The sequence below is a fragment of the Devosia sp. CAU 1758 genome, from assembly GCF_054482695.1.
The window spans coordinates 541,993-558,893 of record NZ_JBTLRJ010000003.1 but is presented as its reverse complement, the minus strand read 5'-3'; the positions used below and the strand labels follow the sequence as shown (position 1 = coordinate 558,893).

The following is a 16,901-nucleotide window of genomic DNA, read 5'->3' as shown; positions in this document are numbered from 1 at the left end:
GGAATACCGAATGGCCAAGGATTCAGGGTTCAACGCGCTGAACAAGCACCGCAAGCGCATTGCCGAAACCGACATGCGCCAGATGTTTGCGCTCGACCCGAACCGCTTCCAGCGCTTCTCGGCAAGCGGCGCCGATATTCTGCTCGACTATTCCAAGAACCGGATCGACGAAGAGGTGATGGAAGCCCTTGTAGAGCTGGCGCGGGCAGCCGGGGTGGCGGAGCGGCGGACGCAGATGTGCGAGGGTGAGCACATCAACATCACCGAGGATCGCGCAGTGATGCATATGGCGCTGCGCTACCAGGGCGACCGGCCGGTCGAGGTGGACGGCAAGGACGTGATGCCGGATGTGCGCGCGGTGCTCAAGGCCATCGAAACCTATACCGATGCGGTGCGGAGCGGAGAAATCCGCGGTCATGGTGGCGAGCAGTTCACCGACGTCGTCAATATCGGCATTGGCGGCTCGGATCTCGGGCCGGCCATGGTGACGCTGGCGCTGGAGCCCTATACCCGTGCGGACCTCCGCGCGCATTATGTGTCCAATGTGGACGGGACGCATATCCACGATACTCTCAAGCGTCTCGAACCGAAAAAGACGCTGTTCATTGTCGCGTCCAAGACGTTCACCACTGACGAAACCATGACCAATGCCAATTCGGCGCGGGAATGGATTGCCGATACGCTGGGCGAAGACGCCGTGCCGAACCATTTTGCGGCGGTGTCGACCAATGTTGAGGCCTGCGGCCGGTTCGGCATCCGCGAAGACCGGATCTTCGGGTTCTGGGACTGGGTCGGCGGGCGCTATTCGGTTTGGTCGGCCATCGGCCTGCCGATTGCGCTGGCGGTCGGCTATGACAATTTCGCGAAATTCCTGGCCGGTGCCGACGCCATGGACCGGCATTTCCTCGAAACGCCGCTCGAAAACAACCTGCCGGTGATCATGGCGCTGATCGGCGTCTGGTATCGCAATGCCTGGGGGTTCTCGACCCATGCCGTGCTGCCCTATGACCAGCGGCTGAGCCGCTTTGCGGCCTATCTGCAGCAGCAAGACATGGAATCGAACGGCAAGTCGGTGACCCTTGGTGGCAAGAAGGTCGAGTGGCCGACGGGGCCCATCGTCTGGGGCGAGCCGGGCACCAATGGGCAGCACGCCTTCTACCAGTTGATCCACCAGGGGACCGATGTCATCCCCTGCGACTTCCTGATTGCGGCGCGGCCGCATGAAAACCTGCCGCCGCACCACGACAAACTGGTGGCCAATGTGCTGGCGCAGTCCGAAGCGCTGATGCTGGGCAAAACCAAGGACGAGGTCGTGGCCGAACTCAAGGCCCAGGGCCTTGCCAAGGACAAGATCAAGGAGCTGGCGCCGCACAAGGTGTTCCCGGGCAACCGTCCCTCCAACACGCTGTTCTACAAGCAGTTGACCCCGGAGGTTCTGGGCTCGCTGATCGCGCTCTACGAGCACAAGGTTTTCGTGCAGGGTGTGATCTGGAACGTCAATTCCTACGACCAGTGGGGCGTGGAACTGGGCAAGCAGTTGGCCAAGGCCCTGCTGCCCAAGGTGCAGGGCGAGACGAGCGGGGAAGGGCATGACAGCTCCACCCAGGGGCTTCTTGGATATTACCTCGCCAACAAGGGCTGACGCTTGATCATTACGACGGACGAGCAACTCGAAAGGCTCAAGGCAATCGGGCGTATCTGCGCCATGGCCCGCGAGGCCATGGCGACGGCGATGCGGCCTGGCATGACGACGTTGGAGCTGGATGCCGTCGGGGAGACATTCCTGGCAGAGCATGGTGCGGTATCCGCGCCGGTGCTGACCTATGATTTTCCCGGCGCCACCTGCATTTCGGTCAATGAAGAGATCGCCCATGGCATTCCGGGCGACCGGGTGCTCAAGGATGGAGACCTGGTCAATATCGACGTGTCGGCGGCCAAGGATGGTGTCTTTGCTGATTGCGGCGCCTCCTACATCCTGGGCAAGGCCGATCGCCGGCTCGAAAATCTCTGCCGAGACGGCAAGAAGGCCATGTGGGCCGGGATCAATGCGGTGAAAGTCGGGGCGCCGTTGGCCGATATCGGCTCTGCCATCGGCAAGGTGGCCAAGAAGGGCGGCTATACGTTGATCCGGAACCTCGCCAGCCATGGTGTGGGCGATAGCCTCCACGACGAGCCGGGCGAAATCCCGACCTGGCCGGATCGCTCCGAGCGGCGGCGTATCGGCAATGGGCTGGTGTTCACCATCGAGCCCTTCCTGTCGCTGGGCGGACAGATGGCCGAGCAGATGTATGACGACGACGAGTGGACGCTGACCGCCGAGCCATCGGCGCCCACGGTACAGTATGAGCACACGATCGTGGCGACGCCGCGCGGGCCAGTCGTGGTGACGCTGGCAGGCTAGAGCCAGACCAGCAGCAGCGGGCCGAGGATGACGAGCCCAATGCCGACGGCATAGCGCAGATTGCCCAGGCGTCGCAGGCCGGGAACGCTGAGCATGGTCGAGAGCACCAGGAAGCCTACGAGGGCGACGATCGCGGGCAGCAGCGGATTGAGGTTGAGGGCGGTGTTTTCAGTCAGTTGCAGGTAAATCATGTGGCCCCCGGCAAAACCGAGTAGGGCCATGATGACGACTGTGACCGCCTTGGCCGTGATCAGGAGGGCCATGTCGATGGTGTTGCTGATGAGCAGCAGCGCCAGCCCCGAGGCGGTGACGTGAACTGCGGCCAGGGTCGAAAACACGCCGCTGCCGGCCAGCATCGGCACCAGTTCTGGCGGTGCATGGAGCGATACGGAGCCCACCATGGGCAGGTTGGCGCCATACTGGGCTAGAAGCAGGATGCCATAGAGCATGACCAGCGTGCTGGCGGCAAAGACCAATAGCGTCACAGCCAGGACCTTGAGCAGGTCGGTCGTCTCCTGAGACATGTCATTCCCCCGATGCGTCACCCAAGCCGATAGTACGGCACGGTGCTGATTCTCAAACAGGAATGCGGCGCTGTGCCCGGCCAAGGCGGGTCTGCGTCATAGGTTGGCCGCGGCGGTGCGGGTGCCGAACGCGGCTGGGCCTGCGGAGCTCCTCGGACAACTCAAAGGCATCGGCCCGATTGTCGAGCTCGGCATAGGGATCAGGATCTATGCAGGTCTGGGGCATCGTTGCTGGTCGCGGTTGGGGAGGAAGAGCCTGGCCCGCGCATTGGGGCGCCAATGCGGCAGACAGATCATGATAAAATGAAGGAAGTGGTACGCCGGGTGGGGGTCGAACCCACGACCATTCGATTAAAAGTCGAATGCTCTACCACTGAGCTACCGGCGCTCGAGAACTGCTCATTGCCTGTTTGAGAAAGGCCGAACGAACTCAACATTTTGGCGCCCTTGGGCGTCGCGGCGGAACATAGCCGGACTTGCCCGCCTGTCAACCGAATTTGGCCGCTATCGCGTAATGTCGAGCGGGGTGCCTGAATAGGGCATTGGAATGCAGGCGATCGAGACTCTTTCGAAGCGCTGGCAAAGCGCGCGCGCCTCGGACAGTTCCTCGATGGGACCAACCACGATGCGCTTGTCATCGCCATTGGCCTCGTCGACCACCAGAGGCGACAGGCCGAACAGCAGGGGCCCGAGCTTCAGGGTCAGATCGTTCCAGAGCGCTTGTGTCCGCTCGAAGGGCACGGCGGCGCCAACGGCGATGCCATAAGCATCCTCATTGGGGATGGCCATGGCAAATTGCGGAGCGATCAGCGCGGGCAGCGGCTGTTCGGTGGCGGTCGGCGCCGGGCTCGCATCGGGCAGGGTCGACTGGCGCACGGCCACCGAGCCGCCTTCGGTGTCGAAAGTCAGGGTCTCGTTGGCGCCGATGGATGCGGTGAGGCTGGAGCGGTCGACCATGGTTCCGTTGGGCAGCGTCTCGAGAATGCGCGGCACGCTGACCTCTAGGGCCCCGACACGGCGGGTCATTTCGTTGCCGCTGCGCTCCTGTACGGCGAAGCGACTGACCAGAAGCTCGTTTTCGCGCTTGAGACGGTTGGTTTCCTCGCGCAGTTCGGAAACTTGTTGGCGCAGGGTCTCGATGGAAGATCCGGCAATGCGCGGCTGATGCAGCCCACCAACGATGCTTTGGGGCACCAGCAGCGAGATGTTCGACCCGAATACGGCAAGGGCGGCGCAGACCAGCGCCACGATGCCCCAAAGGGTGACGTCCGATTGCCGGAACTGTTCGGATGCTTTAGCCAAGCGACATAACCTCTAGAATGCCCGAATCGCCGGGCATCTGGGCGCTAGAATGGTCCTTTTGTTATTGGTTCGCCAACCGTTGGCTGCCATAAATTTGTGTAAATGCCGGGAGAAAACCCGCTGGTCGTGGAGAGTGTGATGGCCGAACTGCTTTCGATCATTCTTGCAGCAGGGGAAGGTACGCGAATGAAGTCCGCGCTGCCCAAGGTGCTGCACCCGGTCGGAGGCCTGCCGATCATCGGTCATGTGGCACGCGCCGCGCGCGAGGCAGGGTCGACCAAGATCGCCCTGGTGACCGGGCCCAAGCACCAGGCCATTCGCGATGCGGCCTCGGCCCTGGACGCGGAACTGGTGCATTTCGAACAGACAATCGCCCATGGAACCGGACATGCTGCCGCTCAGGCTCGCGAGGTGTTCAGTGATCATGAGGGCTATATTGCGGTGGTCTATGGTGATCACCCTTTGCTGCGCGGCGCGAATTTCCGGGCCGTTCTCGACCGGCTCGATGCGGGGTTGGATGTCGCCATTCTCGGTTTCGAGCCCAAGGATCCGACGGGATATGGCCGGTTCATTACCAATGGCGAGCAATTGCTGGCCATTCGCGAGCATAAGGATGCGAGCAACGAGGAGCGGGCCATCGGGCTCTGCAATGCCTGTATCCTCGCCTTCCGGGCCGAGGTATTCCGCGACCTGATCGACCAGATCGATACCAACAATGCCCAAGGCGAGTATTACCTGACGGACCTGGTGGGACTGGCGAATGCGGCCGGCAAGAAGGTCGGCTATGGGCTGGCGCCGGAAGTGGACGTGATGGGAGTCAATGACCGCAGCCAGCTGGCGCGGGCCGAAGCGCTTTTCCAGGATGTGCGGCGAGAAGACATGATGAAAGCCGGCGTCACCCTGCGGGACCCGCAGAGCGTCTGGTTTTCCTGGGACACCGAAATCGGACGGGACGTCACCATCTTTCCCAATGTGGTGTTCGGGACCGGCGTGAAAATTGCCGACAATGTCGAAATCCGAGCCTTTTGCGATATCGAGGATGCGGTGATTGGGGAGGGAGCGTCTATCGGTCCCTTCGCGCGGATCCGTGGCGGCGCCGAGCTGGGGCCGGATGTGCACTTAGGCAATTTTGTCGAAGTGAAGAAATCAAGGATCGGCGCGGGCACCAAGGCGGGCCATCTGAGCTACCTTGGAGATGCCGTAATCGGGCGCAATACCAATATCGGGGCAGGGACGATCACCTGCAATTATGATGGCGTGAACAAGGACCAAACGCTAATTGGCGACGATGTCTTCATCGGCTCCAATGCGTCCCTCGTCGCGCCGGTTAGCATTGGTGACCGGGCCTATACGGCCTCGGGCAGCGTGATCACCGAAGACGTGCCGGCTGATGCTCTGGCGCTGGGCCGGGCGCGGCAGGAGAACAAGCCGGGATATGCTCTCCGGCTCAGGGAACGGGCGCTGGCCAAGAAGGCTGCAAGCAAGGCAGCCAAGGGGAAATAGCATGTGCGGGATCGTTGGAATTGTCGGTGATGCGCCGGTTGCGGGTCGTCTTGTCGACGCGCTGAAGCGCCTCGAATATCGAGGTTACGACAGCGCCGGCGTCGCCACGCTGGAAAGCGGGGCCATCATGCGCCGCCGCGCCGAGGGCAAGCTGGGCAATCTGGCGACCAAGCTGGGCATGGAACCGCTGGAGGGACATATCGGCATTGGTCATACTCGCTGGGCAACACATGGTGCGCCGACCGAACTCAATGCCCATCCGCATGCCACCGAGAGGGTGGCCATCGTGCATAACGGCATTATCGAAAATTTCCGAGAGCTGCTGAACGATCTGGCGCAGGACGGCTATATGCCGGAGACCCAGACCGACACGGAAGCCGTTGCCCTCTGGGTGACGCGCGAACTGGCCAATGGCGCCGACCCCGAACTGGCGGTGGCACGTACGCTCAAGAAGCTCAAGGGCGCTTTTGCGCTGGCCTTCATGTTCAAGGGCGAAAACGGCCTGCTGATCGCCGCCCGCCACGGCGCGCCGCTGGCCGTGGGCTATGGCACGACCGAGATGTATCTGGGCTCCGACGCGATGGCGTTGTCCCCCTTCACCTCGCGGTTGACTTATCTCGAGGATGGCGACTGGGCGGTGATCACCCCCCGTGGTGTGACCATCCGCGATGGCAAGGATGCGCTGATCGAGCGCGAGCAGATGCTGTCCCAGACCTCGTCGGTGATGGTGGACAAGGGTAATCACCGCCATTTCATGGCCAAGGAAATCTACGAGCAGCCCGAGACCATCTCGCATACGCTGAGCCATTACGTGGACATGGGGGCCGAAAAAGTAGCCATCCGTGAGACGCTTCCCTTTGATTTTGCAGAGCTGTCTCGCCTGACCATGAGTGCCTGTGGCACGGCCTATTATGCCGGCGCCATCGCCAAATACTGGTTCGAGCGCTACGCCAGGCTGCCTGTCGATATCGACGTGGCCAGTGAATTCCGGTATCGCGAGCCGCCGCTGGAGAAGGGCGGGCTGTCGCTGTTCATTTCCCAGTCAGGCGAGACCGCCGACACGCTGGCGGCGCTGCGCTATTGCGCCGGGCAGGGGCAGCATGTGGCAAGCCTGGTCAATACCGTGGAATCCACCATTGCCCGCGAGAGCGGCGTGGTGTTTCCCATCCTCTGCGGCCCGGAAATCGGCGTCGCCTCCACCAAGGCGCTGACGGCGCAGCTGACGGCGCTGGCGAGCCTCGCTTTAGCGGCCGGACGGGCGCGCGGCGTGCTAAGCGGCGAACAGGAAAACGAAATGGTGCGGGCCCTGACGGCGCTGCCGTCGGCTGTGTCGGCGGCGCTCGGTGCCGAGGACCAGATCATCGAGATTTCCAAGCGGCTTTCAAAGGCCAAGGACGTGCTCTATCTCGGCCGCGGCCCGATGTTCCCGGTGGCAATGGAAGGTGCGCTCAAGCTCAAGGAAATCAGCTACATCCACGCGGAAGGTTATGCAGCAGGTGAGCTGAAGCACGGACCTATCGCGCTGGTGGACGAGGCCATGCCGGTAATCGTGGTCGCGCCGTCGGACGAGCTGGTCGACAAGACGCTGTCCAACATGCAGGAAGTGGCGGCGCGGGGCGGCAAGATCATTCTGATTACCGATGCCGAGGGCGCTAGGACTGTTGGCCATGGCGTGGCTGATATCATCGAGATTCCGCATGTGCATTCCTTCGTGGCGCCGATCCTCGCGACCATCCCGGTGCAGCTTCTGGCCTATCATACGGCGGTGTTCATGGGCACGGACGTGGACCAGCCACGCAATCTGGCGAAGTCGGTGACGGTGGAATAAGCGTCACCCCGCCCGGATCAGCGGTATCGCGAGGTCTTTCCTGAACAGGTGGAGCAGGGTTCGTGCTGCTTCGCCTTCGGGGCCGGTAAGACCGGGATTGCGCTCCATCAAGGCTTTGGCGTCGTCATGGGCGAATTCGAGCAAGTGACGGTGCACATCGGGGACGGCGAGGCGATAACCAGGCATGCCGGATTGCCTGGTGCCGAGCAGATCGCCCTGGCCGCGCAATTCCAGGTCGCGTTCGGCAATCTCGAAGCCATCTTCCGTCGACTTGATAGTTTCGAGGCGGGCTCGGGCGGTTTCGCTCAAGGGGTCCTTGTAGAGCAGCAGGCAGGCGGAGCGCTGTGCCCCACGACCGACACGGCCGCGCAACTGATGCAATTGCGCCAGACCAAAGCGCTCGGCGTGCTCGATGACCATGATGGTGGCGTTTGGAACATCGACTCCCACCTCGATCACCGTGGTGGCGACGAGAAGCTGAATGTCATTGTCCTTAAAGCGCTGCATCACCGCCTGCTTGGCGGCGGCGGACATGCGGCCATGGACCAGCGCTACACGGTCACCCAAGATTTTCTGCAAGTCGGCGAAACGGTCCTCGGCGGAGACGACTTCCAGCGTTTCGCTTTCCTCGACCAGCGGGCAGACCCAATAGGCCTGTGCGCCCTCTGCCAGTCGCGTCTGCAATCGGGATATGACCCGGGGGTAGTCGTTGATGGACAGCATGGCCGTATCAATGGGCTGTCGGCCGCGCGGTTTCTCCCGAAGCACGCTCACCGCCATGTCGCCGAAATGGGTGAGCACGAGGGTGCGCGGGATGGGTGTCGCGGTCATGACCAGGAGGTCGGTGTGGCGGCCCTTTTCGGAGAGCGCAAGGCGCTGGTGCACGCCGAACCGGTGCTGCTCGTCCACCACCGTCAGACCGAGATCATGGAAGGCGATGTCGGACTGGAACAGGGCATGGGTGCCAACCGCGATGGCAATAGTGCCATGGGCCAGGCCGGCGAGAATGTCCCGACGTTCGCCAGCGGGCATCTTGCCCGTGAGCAGGGCGCAGCCGAGTCCGGCGGCTTCGCACAGCGGCTGGATGGTGCGGTAATGCTGGGAGGCCAGTAGTTCGGTCGGCGCCATCAGGGCCGATTGGGCGCCGCTTTCGGCCATGGCGGCCATGGCCATAAGCGCAACAACGGTCTTGCCCGATCCGACATCCCCCTGAAGTAGGCGCGACATGCGATCGGGTCCTGACAGGTCGGTCCGGATTTCATCCAAAGCCTGCTGCTGGCCGTCGGTAAGGGAAAAAGGCAGGGCCTTTGCAATCCTCTGGGTCAGGTCGCCTGTAAAGACCCGTGCCACGCCGCGGGCGGAAACCATGCTGGATCGAACCAGCCGCAGGGTGATCTGGCCGGCCAGGTATTCGTCATAGGCGAGGCGCTGGCGGGGAGGGGACCAGAGCTCTGCCTCGTCAGGGTTTTCCGGGAGATGGACGCTGCGCATGGCAGCGTGGAAACTGGGCCACTTGCGCTGGGCAATGGTGTTGGGGCTGATCCATTCGGGGAGGTCGGGAACCGCGTCCACGGCGTGACGCACCAGTTTGGCCAAAGCGCGCGAGCTCAGCCCATTGGTGAGGGGATAGACCGGCTCCACAAGGGGCAGAGTGGTGAACTTGTCCGGCTCCACGACATAATCGGGATGGGTAATCTGCTTTTCGCCGTTGAAGAAGCCGATCTGGCCGGAGACGAAGCGCTCCTCGCCTACAGGCAGACTCTTTTCAACCCAGCCGCCCTGGGCCCGGAAAAACACCAGTTGGATGTCCCCGGTCTCGTCATGGGCAAAGACGCGATGCGGCACATGCGGCTTACCACGTGGGGGCGGCTGATGGCGGTCGATGTGCAGGCGCAGGGTCACGATCTGGTTGAGATAGGCCTCGGCGATGCAGACCTGGCGGCGCCGGTCCACGACGCCGGACGGCATGTGCATGAGCACATCCAGAACGACGGCTTCCTGCCCCTCGGGCGCGCCGAAATAGCGGGTGAGCAAGGCAGCCAGCTTGTCGCCTACGCCCTTGATGGCGTGGAGAGAAGCGAAAAGGGGCTGAAGTTCCTGCGGTCGTGACAAATTCAACCTGTCGATGTTTCAAGCACGCGGCGGTTTATGATTTTGTCCCGGTGAATAGCGGGGAGCAATGCAAACTAGCTTCAATTGCACCGTTTCGGGAAAGCTCAAGTTAAAGCAGCAGGCGATTTATTCGGCGTGAGGAGGCCTCATGGATCGCGTTTACACCTTTTTGCTCACCCTTGGGGTGCCGCAGGCCGTGGTCGCCTGGCTGGCGCGGCGGCGCCTGTTGGTTATCGGCGTGCTAGCGATTCTGGCCTGGCTACCGGTAATCGGGATCATCTGGCTTTTCATGCTTTTGCTCGGTTGAATCCGCGGACCCTTCAGCAGGGCTGACAAAGCCGGCTGTTCCGCGTAAGAGACATGTCCAAATCGAGAACAAATTGCAATCATGGGTGTCGCAATGACGGCCGGTGAAGACATTTCTATTCGGCGCAAGCGCCTGCGCTATCGGGCCTGGCACCGCGGTACCAAGGAAATGGACCTGATTCTGGGGCCGTTCGCCGACGCCAATATCGAGGGCTATGGCGTGGCCGAACTCGACCGCCTCGAGGCGCTGATGAACGAGGAAGATCCACCTTTGCTCAAGTGGGTGATGCGGCAGGAAGATCCGCCGGTCCATGTAGACCGTGCTTTCCTTGACCTCGTGATTGCAGACCATCAGGCGCGGGTCGGGAAATGAACGAGATGACTGGTGCCATGCCGCCGGCACGCACGATTTCCAACGTGCCGGATGGGATGCAGCCCATGGTGCTGGCGCGTTTGGTGGAGCAGCGCCTCAAGGATGCGCCCGACGAGGTTGCAAGCCTGGTCTTCGTGGCACGGGACGGGCGGCGCATGCAGCGCATGGCCGAGGTCTTGGCCGCGATCATGCCTGGCCACACCATCGTGACCCTGCCTGCGTGGGACTGCCTGCCCTATGACCGGGTCTCGCCCAACAATGTGACCATCGCGGCGCGGATGAATGCCCTGGCAGCCCTGACCAGCGGGACCAAGGGCGCTGTGGTGCTGACGGCCGTCAACGCGTTGATCCAGAAGTTGCCACCGCGCGACCTGGTGGAAACGATGAGCTTTTCGGCGGCGGTGGGCCGGGTGGTTGAGAGCGACAGGCTGATCGCATGGGCGGCCAATAATGGCTATCTGCGTGTGCCGACCGTGCGCGAGAGCGGTGAATATGCCGTGCGCGGTGGGCTGGTGGACCTGTTTCCGGCCGGGTCGGAGGCGCCGCTGCGGTTCGACTTCTTCGGTAGCCAGCTCGAGTCGATCCGCACTTTCGATCCCGACAGCCAGCGCACTACAGGGACGCTGAGACGTATCGAACTCACGCCGATGAGCGAAGTGGTGCTCAACGAGGAGACCATTCGACGGTTCCGGCAGAATTACACGGCGGCTTTTGGCGGCAACACGGTCGACGACACGCTCTATGCCTCGGTGAGCGGGGGCGCTCGCTATTCGGGCACCGAACACTGGCTGCCTTTCTTCTACGATCACATGGACCGGCTGGCGGACTATGTCGGCGATGCGCCCTTTGTGTTCGACGACCAGGTGGCCGAAGCCTATGCCGAACGGGTTACACAAATCCGAGATTATTACGATGCCCGAGAGGGAGCCCGGCAATCACCGAGGGTGGCGGGGGCGGGGGCGCCTTACAAACCAATCAGGCCCGAACTGCTCTATGACCTGGATGTGGCGCCCACGTCACTGGCCGGCGCATCGGTGGTGCAGTTCTCGCAGTTCCTGTCGCCGCATACGAGCCTCTCCGATGACGCCGGGGGGCATATCGCCCCCAGCTTTGCCGCAGAACGGGCGGCGTCCGACGTCAACCTGTTCCAGTCGGTCGTGGATCGCCTGCTGGCCGAGCGACGCAGTGGCCGCCGGGCCATTATCGCGTGCTGGAGCGCGGGAACGCGCGACCGCATGGCGCAGGTGCTCAAGGACCACGGCCTGACCAATCCGCGCATGGCCGAGAACTGGCGCGATGCCGAAACGACCAGCGCGGCAACCACCTCGCTGGTGGTGCTGCCGCTCGAAACCGGTTTCCAGACGAAGGACCTGCTGGTTCTTTCCGAACAGGACATACTGGGCGAACGCATCCTCCGTCCGCAACGCCGCAAGAAGGCGTCCGATGCCCTGACCGAGGCGGCCAGCCTCAGCGCCGGTGACCTGGTGGTGCATGTCGACCACGGTATCGGCCGCTTCATCGGTCTTAAGGTCATCGAGGCGGGCGGTGCACCGCATGAATGCGTCGAGCTGCAATATGCGGGCGACACCAAGCTCTACCTCCCGGTCGAGAATATCGAGCTGCTGACGCGCTACGGGACGGACGACGCGTCGGTGACGCTCGACAAGCTGGGTGGCGTGGCCTGGCAGGCCAAGAAGGGCAAGCTCAAGAAGCGCATTCGCGACATGGCGGAGCAGCTCATCAAGCTGGCCGCCCAGCGCCTGCTGGTAAAGGCCGATGTGGTCGATATCAATGCCGGCGCCTATGACGAATTCGCGGCCCGCTTTCCCTATGAGGAGACCGAAGACCAGCTCAATGCCATCGAGGCGGTGTTCGACGACATCACTTCGGGCAAGGTCATGGACCGGCTGGTGTGCGGCGATGTGGGCTTCGGCAAGACCGAAGTGGCACTGCGCGCGGCTTTTGCAGTCGCCCTGTCGGGTAAACAGGTCGCGCTGGTGGTGCCAACGACCTTGCTGGCGCGGCAGCATTTCAAGACATTCTCGGAACGCTTCAAGGGGTTGCCGGTGCGGGTACGCCATGCCTCGCGCATGGTGCCGTCGAATGAGTTGAAGGCCACCAAGGACGGGCTGGCCGATGGGCAGGTGGATATCGTGGTGGGCACGCATGCGTTGCTCAGCAAATCGATCAAGTTCCGCGACCTGGGACTGCTGATCATCGATGAGGAGCAGCATTTCGGGGTTGGTCACAAGGAGCGACTCAAGGAACTCAAGGCCAATGTGCATGTGCTGACGCTGACCGCGACGCCGATTCCTCGCACACTGCAACTGGCGCTGACCGGGGTGCGGGATTTGAGTCTCCTGGCGACGCCGCCGGTGGACCGGCTCACTATCCGCACCTTCATTTCGCCCTTCGACCCGCTTTCAATCCGCGAGGCGCTGCTGCGCGAAAAATATCGCGGCGGGCAGAGTTTCTATGTGGTGCCGCGGATCAAGGACCAGCCGGACATCGCCGAGTTCCTCAAGGAGCAGGTGCCGGAGGTGAATTTCGTGATCGCCAACGGGCAGATGCCGCCGGGCGAGCTCGATGACATCATGAATGCCTTCTACGACAACAAGTTCGACGTGCTGCTGGCCACGACCATCGTCGAATCGGGCCTCGATATTCCCAATGCCAACACGCTGATCGTGCACCGAGCGGATCAATTCGGCCTGGCGCAGCTTTACCAGATTCGCGGCCGTATCGGCCGGGCCAAGCAGCGCGCCTATGCGCTGTTCACCGTACCGCCGGATCGCAAGTTGACGGATACGGCGGAACGGCGGCTGGGCGTGTTGCAATCCCTGGAAAGCCTGGGGGCCGGCTTCCAGCTGGCCAGCCATGACCTGGATATTCGCGGCGCCGGAAACCTCCTGGGCGACGAACAATCGGGCCATATCCGCGAGGTGGGCTTTGAACTTTACCAGGCGATGCTCGAGGAGGCCGTCGCCAATCTAAAGTCCGGCGAGGACGAGTACGAGGACCGCAACGAGTGGAGCCCGCAGATATCGCTGGGCATGCCGGTGATGATTCCCGAGAATTACGTCCCCGACCTGCAATTGCGCATGCAGCTCTATCGCAAGCTGGGTGATCTTACCGAAATTCGCGACATTGACGCTGCCGGCGCCGAGTTGATCGATCGCTTCGGCCCGCTGCCGGAGGAGGTAGAGGCGCTGCTCAAGGTGATCCTGGTCAAATCGCTGTGCCGCCAGGCCAATGTCGAAAAGGTTGATGCCGGACCCAAGGGTGCGGTCATTACCCTCCGGAACAATGAATTCCCCAATCCGGGGGGACTGGTGCGCATGGTCGGTGATCTTTCGAACCAGGTGCGCATCAAGCCTGATCAGAAACTCGTGTTCGCCCGCAACTGGCCGACGCCTGAACAACGGCTCAAGGGGGCAGCGGCAATCTTGTCGAAGCTCGCGAAACTGGCGGAAACCGGGGCTTGAGCGTGCCCCTGTTACCACGATCACGCATAATGTTTTGGCAAGGGCCATCGGTCATGTTATTGCCCGATTTGCGCCCTTGAAGGGCTGTTCAAGTTTCAAGGCGGCGCGAAGCCGCTGGGACCGCCAAGGAAGGCAAGGATATTCTATGACTTTCAGGAAACCCCTCGTCGCCGGAATCGCGGTGGCCGCTCTCATGCTGACCCCACTCTCGGCATTTGCGCAGGACGCGACGACCGACGCGCCGGCTGCTGAAGCAACCGAGGAGAATGCCCCAGCTGAGGGGGCCACCTCTGCTGAGGAGGGCTCCGCGACGGACGAGATATCGGCCGCCGTGGACGAATTGGCATCGCAGAACTGGCTCAAAGTCTGCGACCCGCTCCCCGATGGGCAGAAGGCCTGCCTGATGCGCCAAGTGCTGCTGGCCAATGGGCAGTTCCTCGGCTCCTTCCTGTTGCGTGACGATCCCGGCCAGGAAAGTCGGCTCCTTGCTGTCGCCGCTGTCCCCCTTGGCGTGCTGCTGCCGTTCGGCCTGACCTGGCAGATCGACAATGCCAAGCCGATCCGCGTGCCCTATATGCTGTGCGATACCCAGTCCTGCTCGACGCAACTGGTCATCAATGAGCAGTATGTCAATTCGCTCAAGCGTGGCGCCACGCTGACCTTGACGGCCAAGAACCGCCAAAACCAGGATCTCGCCATCGAGATCGACCTGGCCGGCTTTACCGCCACCTATGACAGTGAGGCGGCCCTGACTTTCGAACAGTTGCAGCAACAGGAATCGGGTCAGAATGCACTCGAGCAGGTGCTTCAGGATCGGGCCGAGCAACTCCGCCAGGAACTTTCGGGTGAAGGCGCCGAAGCGCCCGCCGGGGAAATTCCGGCCGTGGAAACACCGGTCGAAGAAGCTCCGGCTCAGTAAAACCGGTCATCGATTTCGGAAAGGGCGCAGGCGACTGCGCCCTTTTTGATTTTGGGGGTCAGGACCGCTCGCCCATGCCCAGGGCAAAGGCCTGACGCCGCAACGGCGGCAATAGTTTAAGAGCCCAGAGGCCGCCAGCCCTAATGGCCTGGCCAGGCAGCATATCCGCAAGAAGCGAGCGGAAAAGCGTATTGACCATGCCCCCGGTGCGTGCCAGGTCACCAGAGCGGCGTGCTGCATAATCTGCGCTTGCCGCCAGGCCCCAGGACGAATTGGTGCGATCCGCGGCAGTGACGGACGCCAGAAGATCGGCAACGTCACGCAAGCCGAGATTGAGGCCCTGGGCGCCGATGGGCGGAAAGGCGTGGGCTGATTCACCCACCAGAGCCACGCCATCCTTGCCCGCAATGTCGACATTGAGCGTGGAGAGTGGAAAGACGAAGCTTGGGGAGGCCAAGGCGATGGCGCCGAACAGGCGCTGAGATCGCTCGTGCAGGGCCGAAAGCAAGGCCTCGGGACCGGCTGCCTGGGTCTGGCGCAGGAGCGGCTCCTCATCGATCCAGACCAGGTTTGCCCGATTGCCACCGGCTGGAACCAGCGTGAAGGGGCCGTGGGGATAGTGGAACTCAATCGACGCGCCGCCGATAGGGCGGGCCAGTTCGAGGTCGCAAACCAGGGCCGCCTCGTTGAAGTGATGTTCGCGCGTGGCGATGCCAGCGGCAGCGCGAATCAAGGATTTCTTGCCGTCGGCGCCGACGACCAGAGGCGCGCGCAGTTCCGCTCCGTCGGAAAGCACAACCACCCCGAGTGCGTCCTCGCGGTGGTAAGCGGTGACCGGTGCGTTTCGGGTTTCGAGGCCGGACTGTGGCGCCGCGTCCTGGAAGCGCGCGAGCAGAGCGGCATTGGAAAAGTTCCAACCAAAGGCGTCCAGACCCACCTCGCGAGCGTCGAACTGAGTTTCGGGCGCACGGATCAACCGGGGCGTGGCATCGATGATGCGAATGGCGGTGAGGGCGTGCCCGATGGTGGCGGGATTGTCGATGAGGCCGTTGTCGCGCAGGAACTCGACACTGGGCGTCATCAGCGCCGAGGTCCGGCGATCCGGCGGCGCGGCGGGCGCGAGGTGGATGATGTCGATGCAGGCGCGGGCCAGGCTGACTGCGGCAGCCAGCCCGGCGAGACCACCGCCGACTACGATGATATCTGCATCCTGGCTCATGCAGCGGCATCCGCGAGGCGGCGCTGGTGGCCACTGGGCAGGATCAGACTGCCCGCGAACGAGCCGGCAAACATGGCTACAAGGAAAATCCACAGGCCGTCGGGTTGGAAGGCGATAAGCGAGATCGCCGGGCCCGGGCAGATGCCGGACATGCCCCAGCCAAGACCGAACAGGGCGGCGCCGGCAATGAGGCGCCGATCGATCTTCCTGTACTCAGATTCATGGAAACCGGTGTCGAAGAGCGGCGCGGCGCGGCCGCGACCGATGCGCACTGCGATGAACATGACCAGAATGGCCGGCACGATGACAAAGGCAAGGCTTGGATCCCAGCCGCCGGCCGGTATGGCGGTGAAGTCGAGAAAGCGCAGGACCTTGAGGGGGTCGACCATTTGCGACACGTAGAGACCCGCTCCGAACAACGCACCGCTGAGGGCCGCGGTGGCAAGATAGGGAAGCTTGAGCATGACCATCAGACAATTCCCGTAATGGTGACGGTGAGAATGGCTACCGAGAAGAACACCGCGACGGCCGCCAGAGAGCGCAGCGACAGTCGGGCCAGACCGCAGACGCCATGACCCGAGGTGCAGCCATTGCCGATCTTGGTGCCCAGGCCGGTGAGCAGGCCGGCGGCAATCAACCATATCGGCATGGGAATCGACCAGGCCACAGGCGGGGAAGCGAGTTGGGCGGGGGCCACGCCGCCGACTCCGATCTGCGGGAACGCCAGCGCGGCGAGGGCCGTGGCGCCAACGAGCGAGACGAGGAAGACAATGCGCCAGACCACCGTTTGGGCCGGTGGCAGCAATTGGCCGAAAATGCCCGAAATGCCAGCGATGCGGCCATTGCCCAGCCAAAGCACGGCCGAGGCCAAGCCGATCAGTACGCCTCCCAAGGTGGCGGTGAAGGGGGAAAAGGCTTCCATATTTGCT

General features: G+C 62.7%; 14 protein-coding genes and 1 tRNA gene. 8 read left to right on the top strand and 7 right to left on the bottom strand.

Going from position 1 to position 16,901, the window contains the following annotated elements; all coding sequences use genetic code 11:
• Positions 1 to 10 precede the first annotated feature (10 nt).
• Together pgi and map are read left to right on the top strand one after the other, a co-directional pair.
• Complete coding sequence (gene pgi, locus ACXYMS_RS12825) at positions 11 to 1,642, top strand: glucose-6-phosphate isomerase (RefSeq protein ID WP_458906835.1); 1,632 nt, start codon at positions 11 to 13, stop codon at positions 1,640 to 1,642.
• A 3-nt stretch (positions 1,643 to 1,645) separates the two neighbouring features.
• Positions 1,646 to 2,401: a type I methionyl aminopeptidase gene (map, locus tag ACXYMS_RS12820; RefSeq protein WP_458906833.1), complete on the top strand. Its 756-nt coding sequence runs from the start codon at positions 1,646 to 1,648 to the stop codon at positions 2,399 to 2,401.
• Here the strand turns inward: map and ACXYMS_RS12815 are convergent.
• The 3 genes from ACXYMS_RS12815 to ACXYMS_RS12805 all read right to left on the bottom strand — a co-directional run bounded on the left by ACXYMS_RS12815 (position 2,398) and on the right by ACXYMS_RS12805 (position 4,227).
• On the bottom strand, positions 2,398 to 2,925 hold the full coding sequence (locus ACXYMS_RS12815) for a hypothetical protein (protein ID WP_458906831.1): 528 nt from the start codon (positions 2,923 to 2,925) through the stop codon (positions 2,398 to 2,400). The genes map and ACXYMS_RS12815 overlap by 4 nt on opposite strands.
• A 313-nt stretch (positions 2,926 to 3,238) precedes the next feature.
• Positions 3,239 to 3,313, bottom strand: a tRNA-Lys gene (locus ACXYMS_RS12810).
• A gap of 116 nt (positions 3,314 to 3,429) precedes the next feature.
• Entirely contained in the window at positions 3,430 to 4,227 is a 798-nt protein-coding gene (locus tag ACXYMS_RS12805) for a coiled-coil domain-containing protein (RefSeq protein ID WP_458906830.1), read from the bottom strand.
• 138 nt (positions 4,228 to 4,365) lie between these two features.
• Between ACXYMS_RS12805 and glmU the strand changes: the two genes are divergently transcribed.
• Positions 4,366 to 5,730 carry a bifunctional UDP-N-acetylglucosamine diphosphorylase/glucosamine-1-phosphate N-acetyltransferase GlmU gene (gene glmU, locus ACXYMS_RS12800; RefSeq protein WP_458906828.1) on the top strand — a complete coding sequence of 455 codons (1,365 nt, stop codon included), beginning with the start codon at positions 4,366 to 4,368 and terminating at the stop codon, positions 5,728 to 5,730.
• A 1-nt stretch (position 5,731) separates the two neighbouring features.
• Entirely contained in the window at positions 5,732 to 7,558 is a 1,827-nt protein-coding gene (gene glmS, locus ACXYMS_RS12795; protein ID WP_458906826.1) for a glutamine--fructose-6-phosphate transaminase (isomerizing), read from the top strand.
• Positions 7,559 to 7,561: 3 nt separating this feature from the next.
• Here the strand turns inward: glmS and recG are convergent, their stop codons facing one another.
• On the bottom strand, positions 7,562 to 9,670 hold the full coding sequence (gene recG / locus ACXYMS_RS12790) for an ATP-dependent DNA helicase RecG (RefSeq protein ID WP_458906825.1): 2,109 nt from the start codon (positions 9,668 to 9,670) through the stop codon (positions 7,562 to 7,564).
• Positions 9,671 to 9,818: 148 nt separating this feature from the next.
• Here recG and ACXYMS_RS12785 point away from each other — a divergent pair, with 148 nt between their 5' ends.
• The 4 genes from ACXYMS_RS12785 to ACXYMS_RS12770 all read left to right on the top strand — a co-directional run bounded on the left by ACXYMS_RS12785 (position 9,819) and on the right by ACXYMS_RS12770 (position 14,753).
• Positions 9,819 to 9,977: a hypothetical protein gene (locus ACXYMS_RS12785; protein ID WP_458906823.1), complete on the top strand. Its 159-nt coding sequence runs from the start codon at positions 9,819 to 9,821 to the stop codon at positions 9,975 to 9,977.
• An 81-nt stretch (positions 9,978 to 10,058) separates the two neighbouring features.
• Complete coding sequence (locus ACXYMS_RS12780; protein WP_458906821.1) at positions 10,059 to 10,349, top strand: FAD assembly factor SdhE; 291 nt, start codon at positions 10,059 to 10,061, stop codon at positions 10,347 to 10,349.
• Positions 10,346 to 13,834, top strand: a complete 3,489-nt coding sequence (gene mfd, locus ACXYMS_RS12775) for a transcription-repair coupling factor (RefSeq protein ID WP_458906820.1) — start codon at positions 10,346 to 10,348, stop codon at positions 13,832 to 13,834. Before ACXYMS_RS12780 ends, mfd begins: the two co-directional genes overlap by 4 nt.
• A gap of 145 nt (positions 13,835 to 13,979) precedes the next feature.
• Positions 13,980 to 14,753: an invasion associated locus B family protein gene (locus tag ACXYMS_RS12770; protein ID WP_458906818.1), complete on the top strand. Its 774-nt coding sequence runs from the start codon at positions 13,980 to 13,982 to the stop codon at positions 14,751 to 14,753.
• A 58-nt stretch (positions 14,754 to 14,811) separates the two neighbouring features.
• On the opposite strand, the gene ACXYMS_RS12765 is transcribed toward ACXYMS_RS12770, so the two are convergent.
• From ACXYMS_RS12765 to ACXYMS_RS12755, 3 genes are read right to left on the bottom strand one after another with little or no spacing between them, the layout of a single operon-like run.
• Entirely contained in the window at positions 14,812 to 15,972 is a 1,161-nt protein-coding gene (locus tag ACXYMS_RS12765; protein ID WP_458906816.1) for an FAD-dependent monooxygenase, read from the bottom strand.
• On the bottom strand, positions 15,969 to 16,442 hold the full coding sequence (locus ACXYMS_RS12760; RefSeq protein WP_458906815.1) for a DUF6691 family protein: 474 nt from the start codon (positions 16,440 to 16,442) through the stop codon (positions 15,969 to 15,971). The genes ACXYMS_RS12765 and ACXYMS_RS12760 overlap by 4 nt, the downstream gene beginning before the upstream one ends.
• Complete coding sequence (locus ACXYMS_RS12755; RefSeq protein WP_458906813.1) at positions 16,442 to 16,894, bottom strand: YeeE/YedE family protein; 453 nt, start codon at positions 16,892 to 16,894, stop codon at positions 16,442 to 16,444. Before ACXYMS_RS12755 ends, ACXYMS_RS12760 begins: the two co-directional genes overlap by 1 nt.
• Between the last annotated feature and the right edge of the window lie 7 nt (positions 16,895 to 16,901).

Bases quoted from the DNA above. Each gene is read 5' to 3' on its own strand.
- pgi (WP_458906835.1), top strand. From the start codon at position 11: ATGGCCAAGGATTCAGGGTTCAACGCGCTGAACAAGCACCGCAAGCGC.
- ACXYMS_RS12815 (WP_458906831.1), bottom strand. From the start codon at position 2,925: ATGTCTCAGGAGACGACCGACCTGCTCAAGGTCCTGGCTGTGACGCTA.
- glmU (WP_458906828.1), top strand. From the start codon at position 4,366: ATGGCCGAACTGCTTTCGATCATTCTTGCAGCAGGGGAAGGTACGCGA.
- glmS (WP_458906826.1), top strand. From the start codon at position 5,732: ATGTGCGGGATCGTTGGAATTGTCGGTGATGCGCCGGTTGCGGGTCGT.
- ACXYMS_RS12785 (WP_458906823.1), top strand. From the start codon at position 9,819: ATGGATCGCGTTTACACCTTTTTGCTCACCCTTGGGGTGCCGCAGGCC.
- ACXYMS_RS12780 (WP_458906821.1), top strand. From the start codon at position 10,059: ATGGGTGTCGCAATGACGGCCGGTGAAGACATTTCTATTCGGCGCAAG.
- mfd (WP_458906820.1), top strand. From the start codon at position 10,346: ATGAACGAGATGACTGGTGCCATGCCGCCGGCACGCACGATTTCCAAC.
- ACXYMS_RS12770 (WP_458906818.1), top strand. From the start codon at position 13,980: ATGACTTTCAGGAAACCCCTCGTCGCCGGAATCGCGGTGGCCGCTCTC.
- ACXYMS_RS12765 (WP_458906816.1), bottom strand. From the start codon at position 15,972: ATGAGCCAGGATGCAGATATCATCGTAGTCGGCGGTGGTCTCGCCGGG.
- ACXYMS_RS12760 (WP_458906815.1), bottom strand. From the start codon at position 16,442: ATGGTCATGCTCAAGCTTCCCTATCTTGCCACCGCGGCCCTCAGCGGT.
- ACXYMS_RS12755 (WP_458906813.1), bottom strand. From the start codon at position 16,894: ATGGAAGCCTTTTCCCCCTTCACCGCCACCTTGGGAGGCGTACTGATC.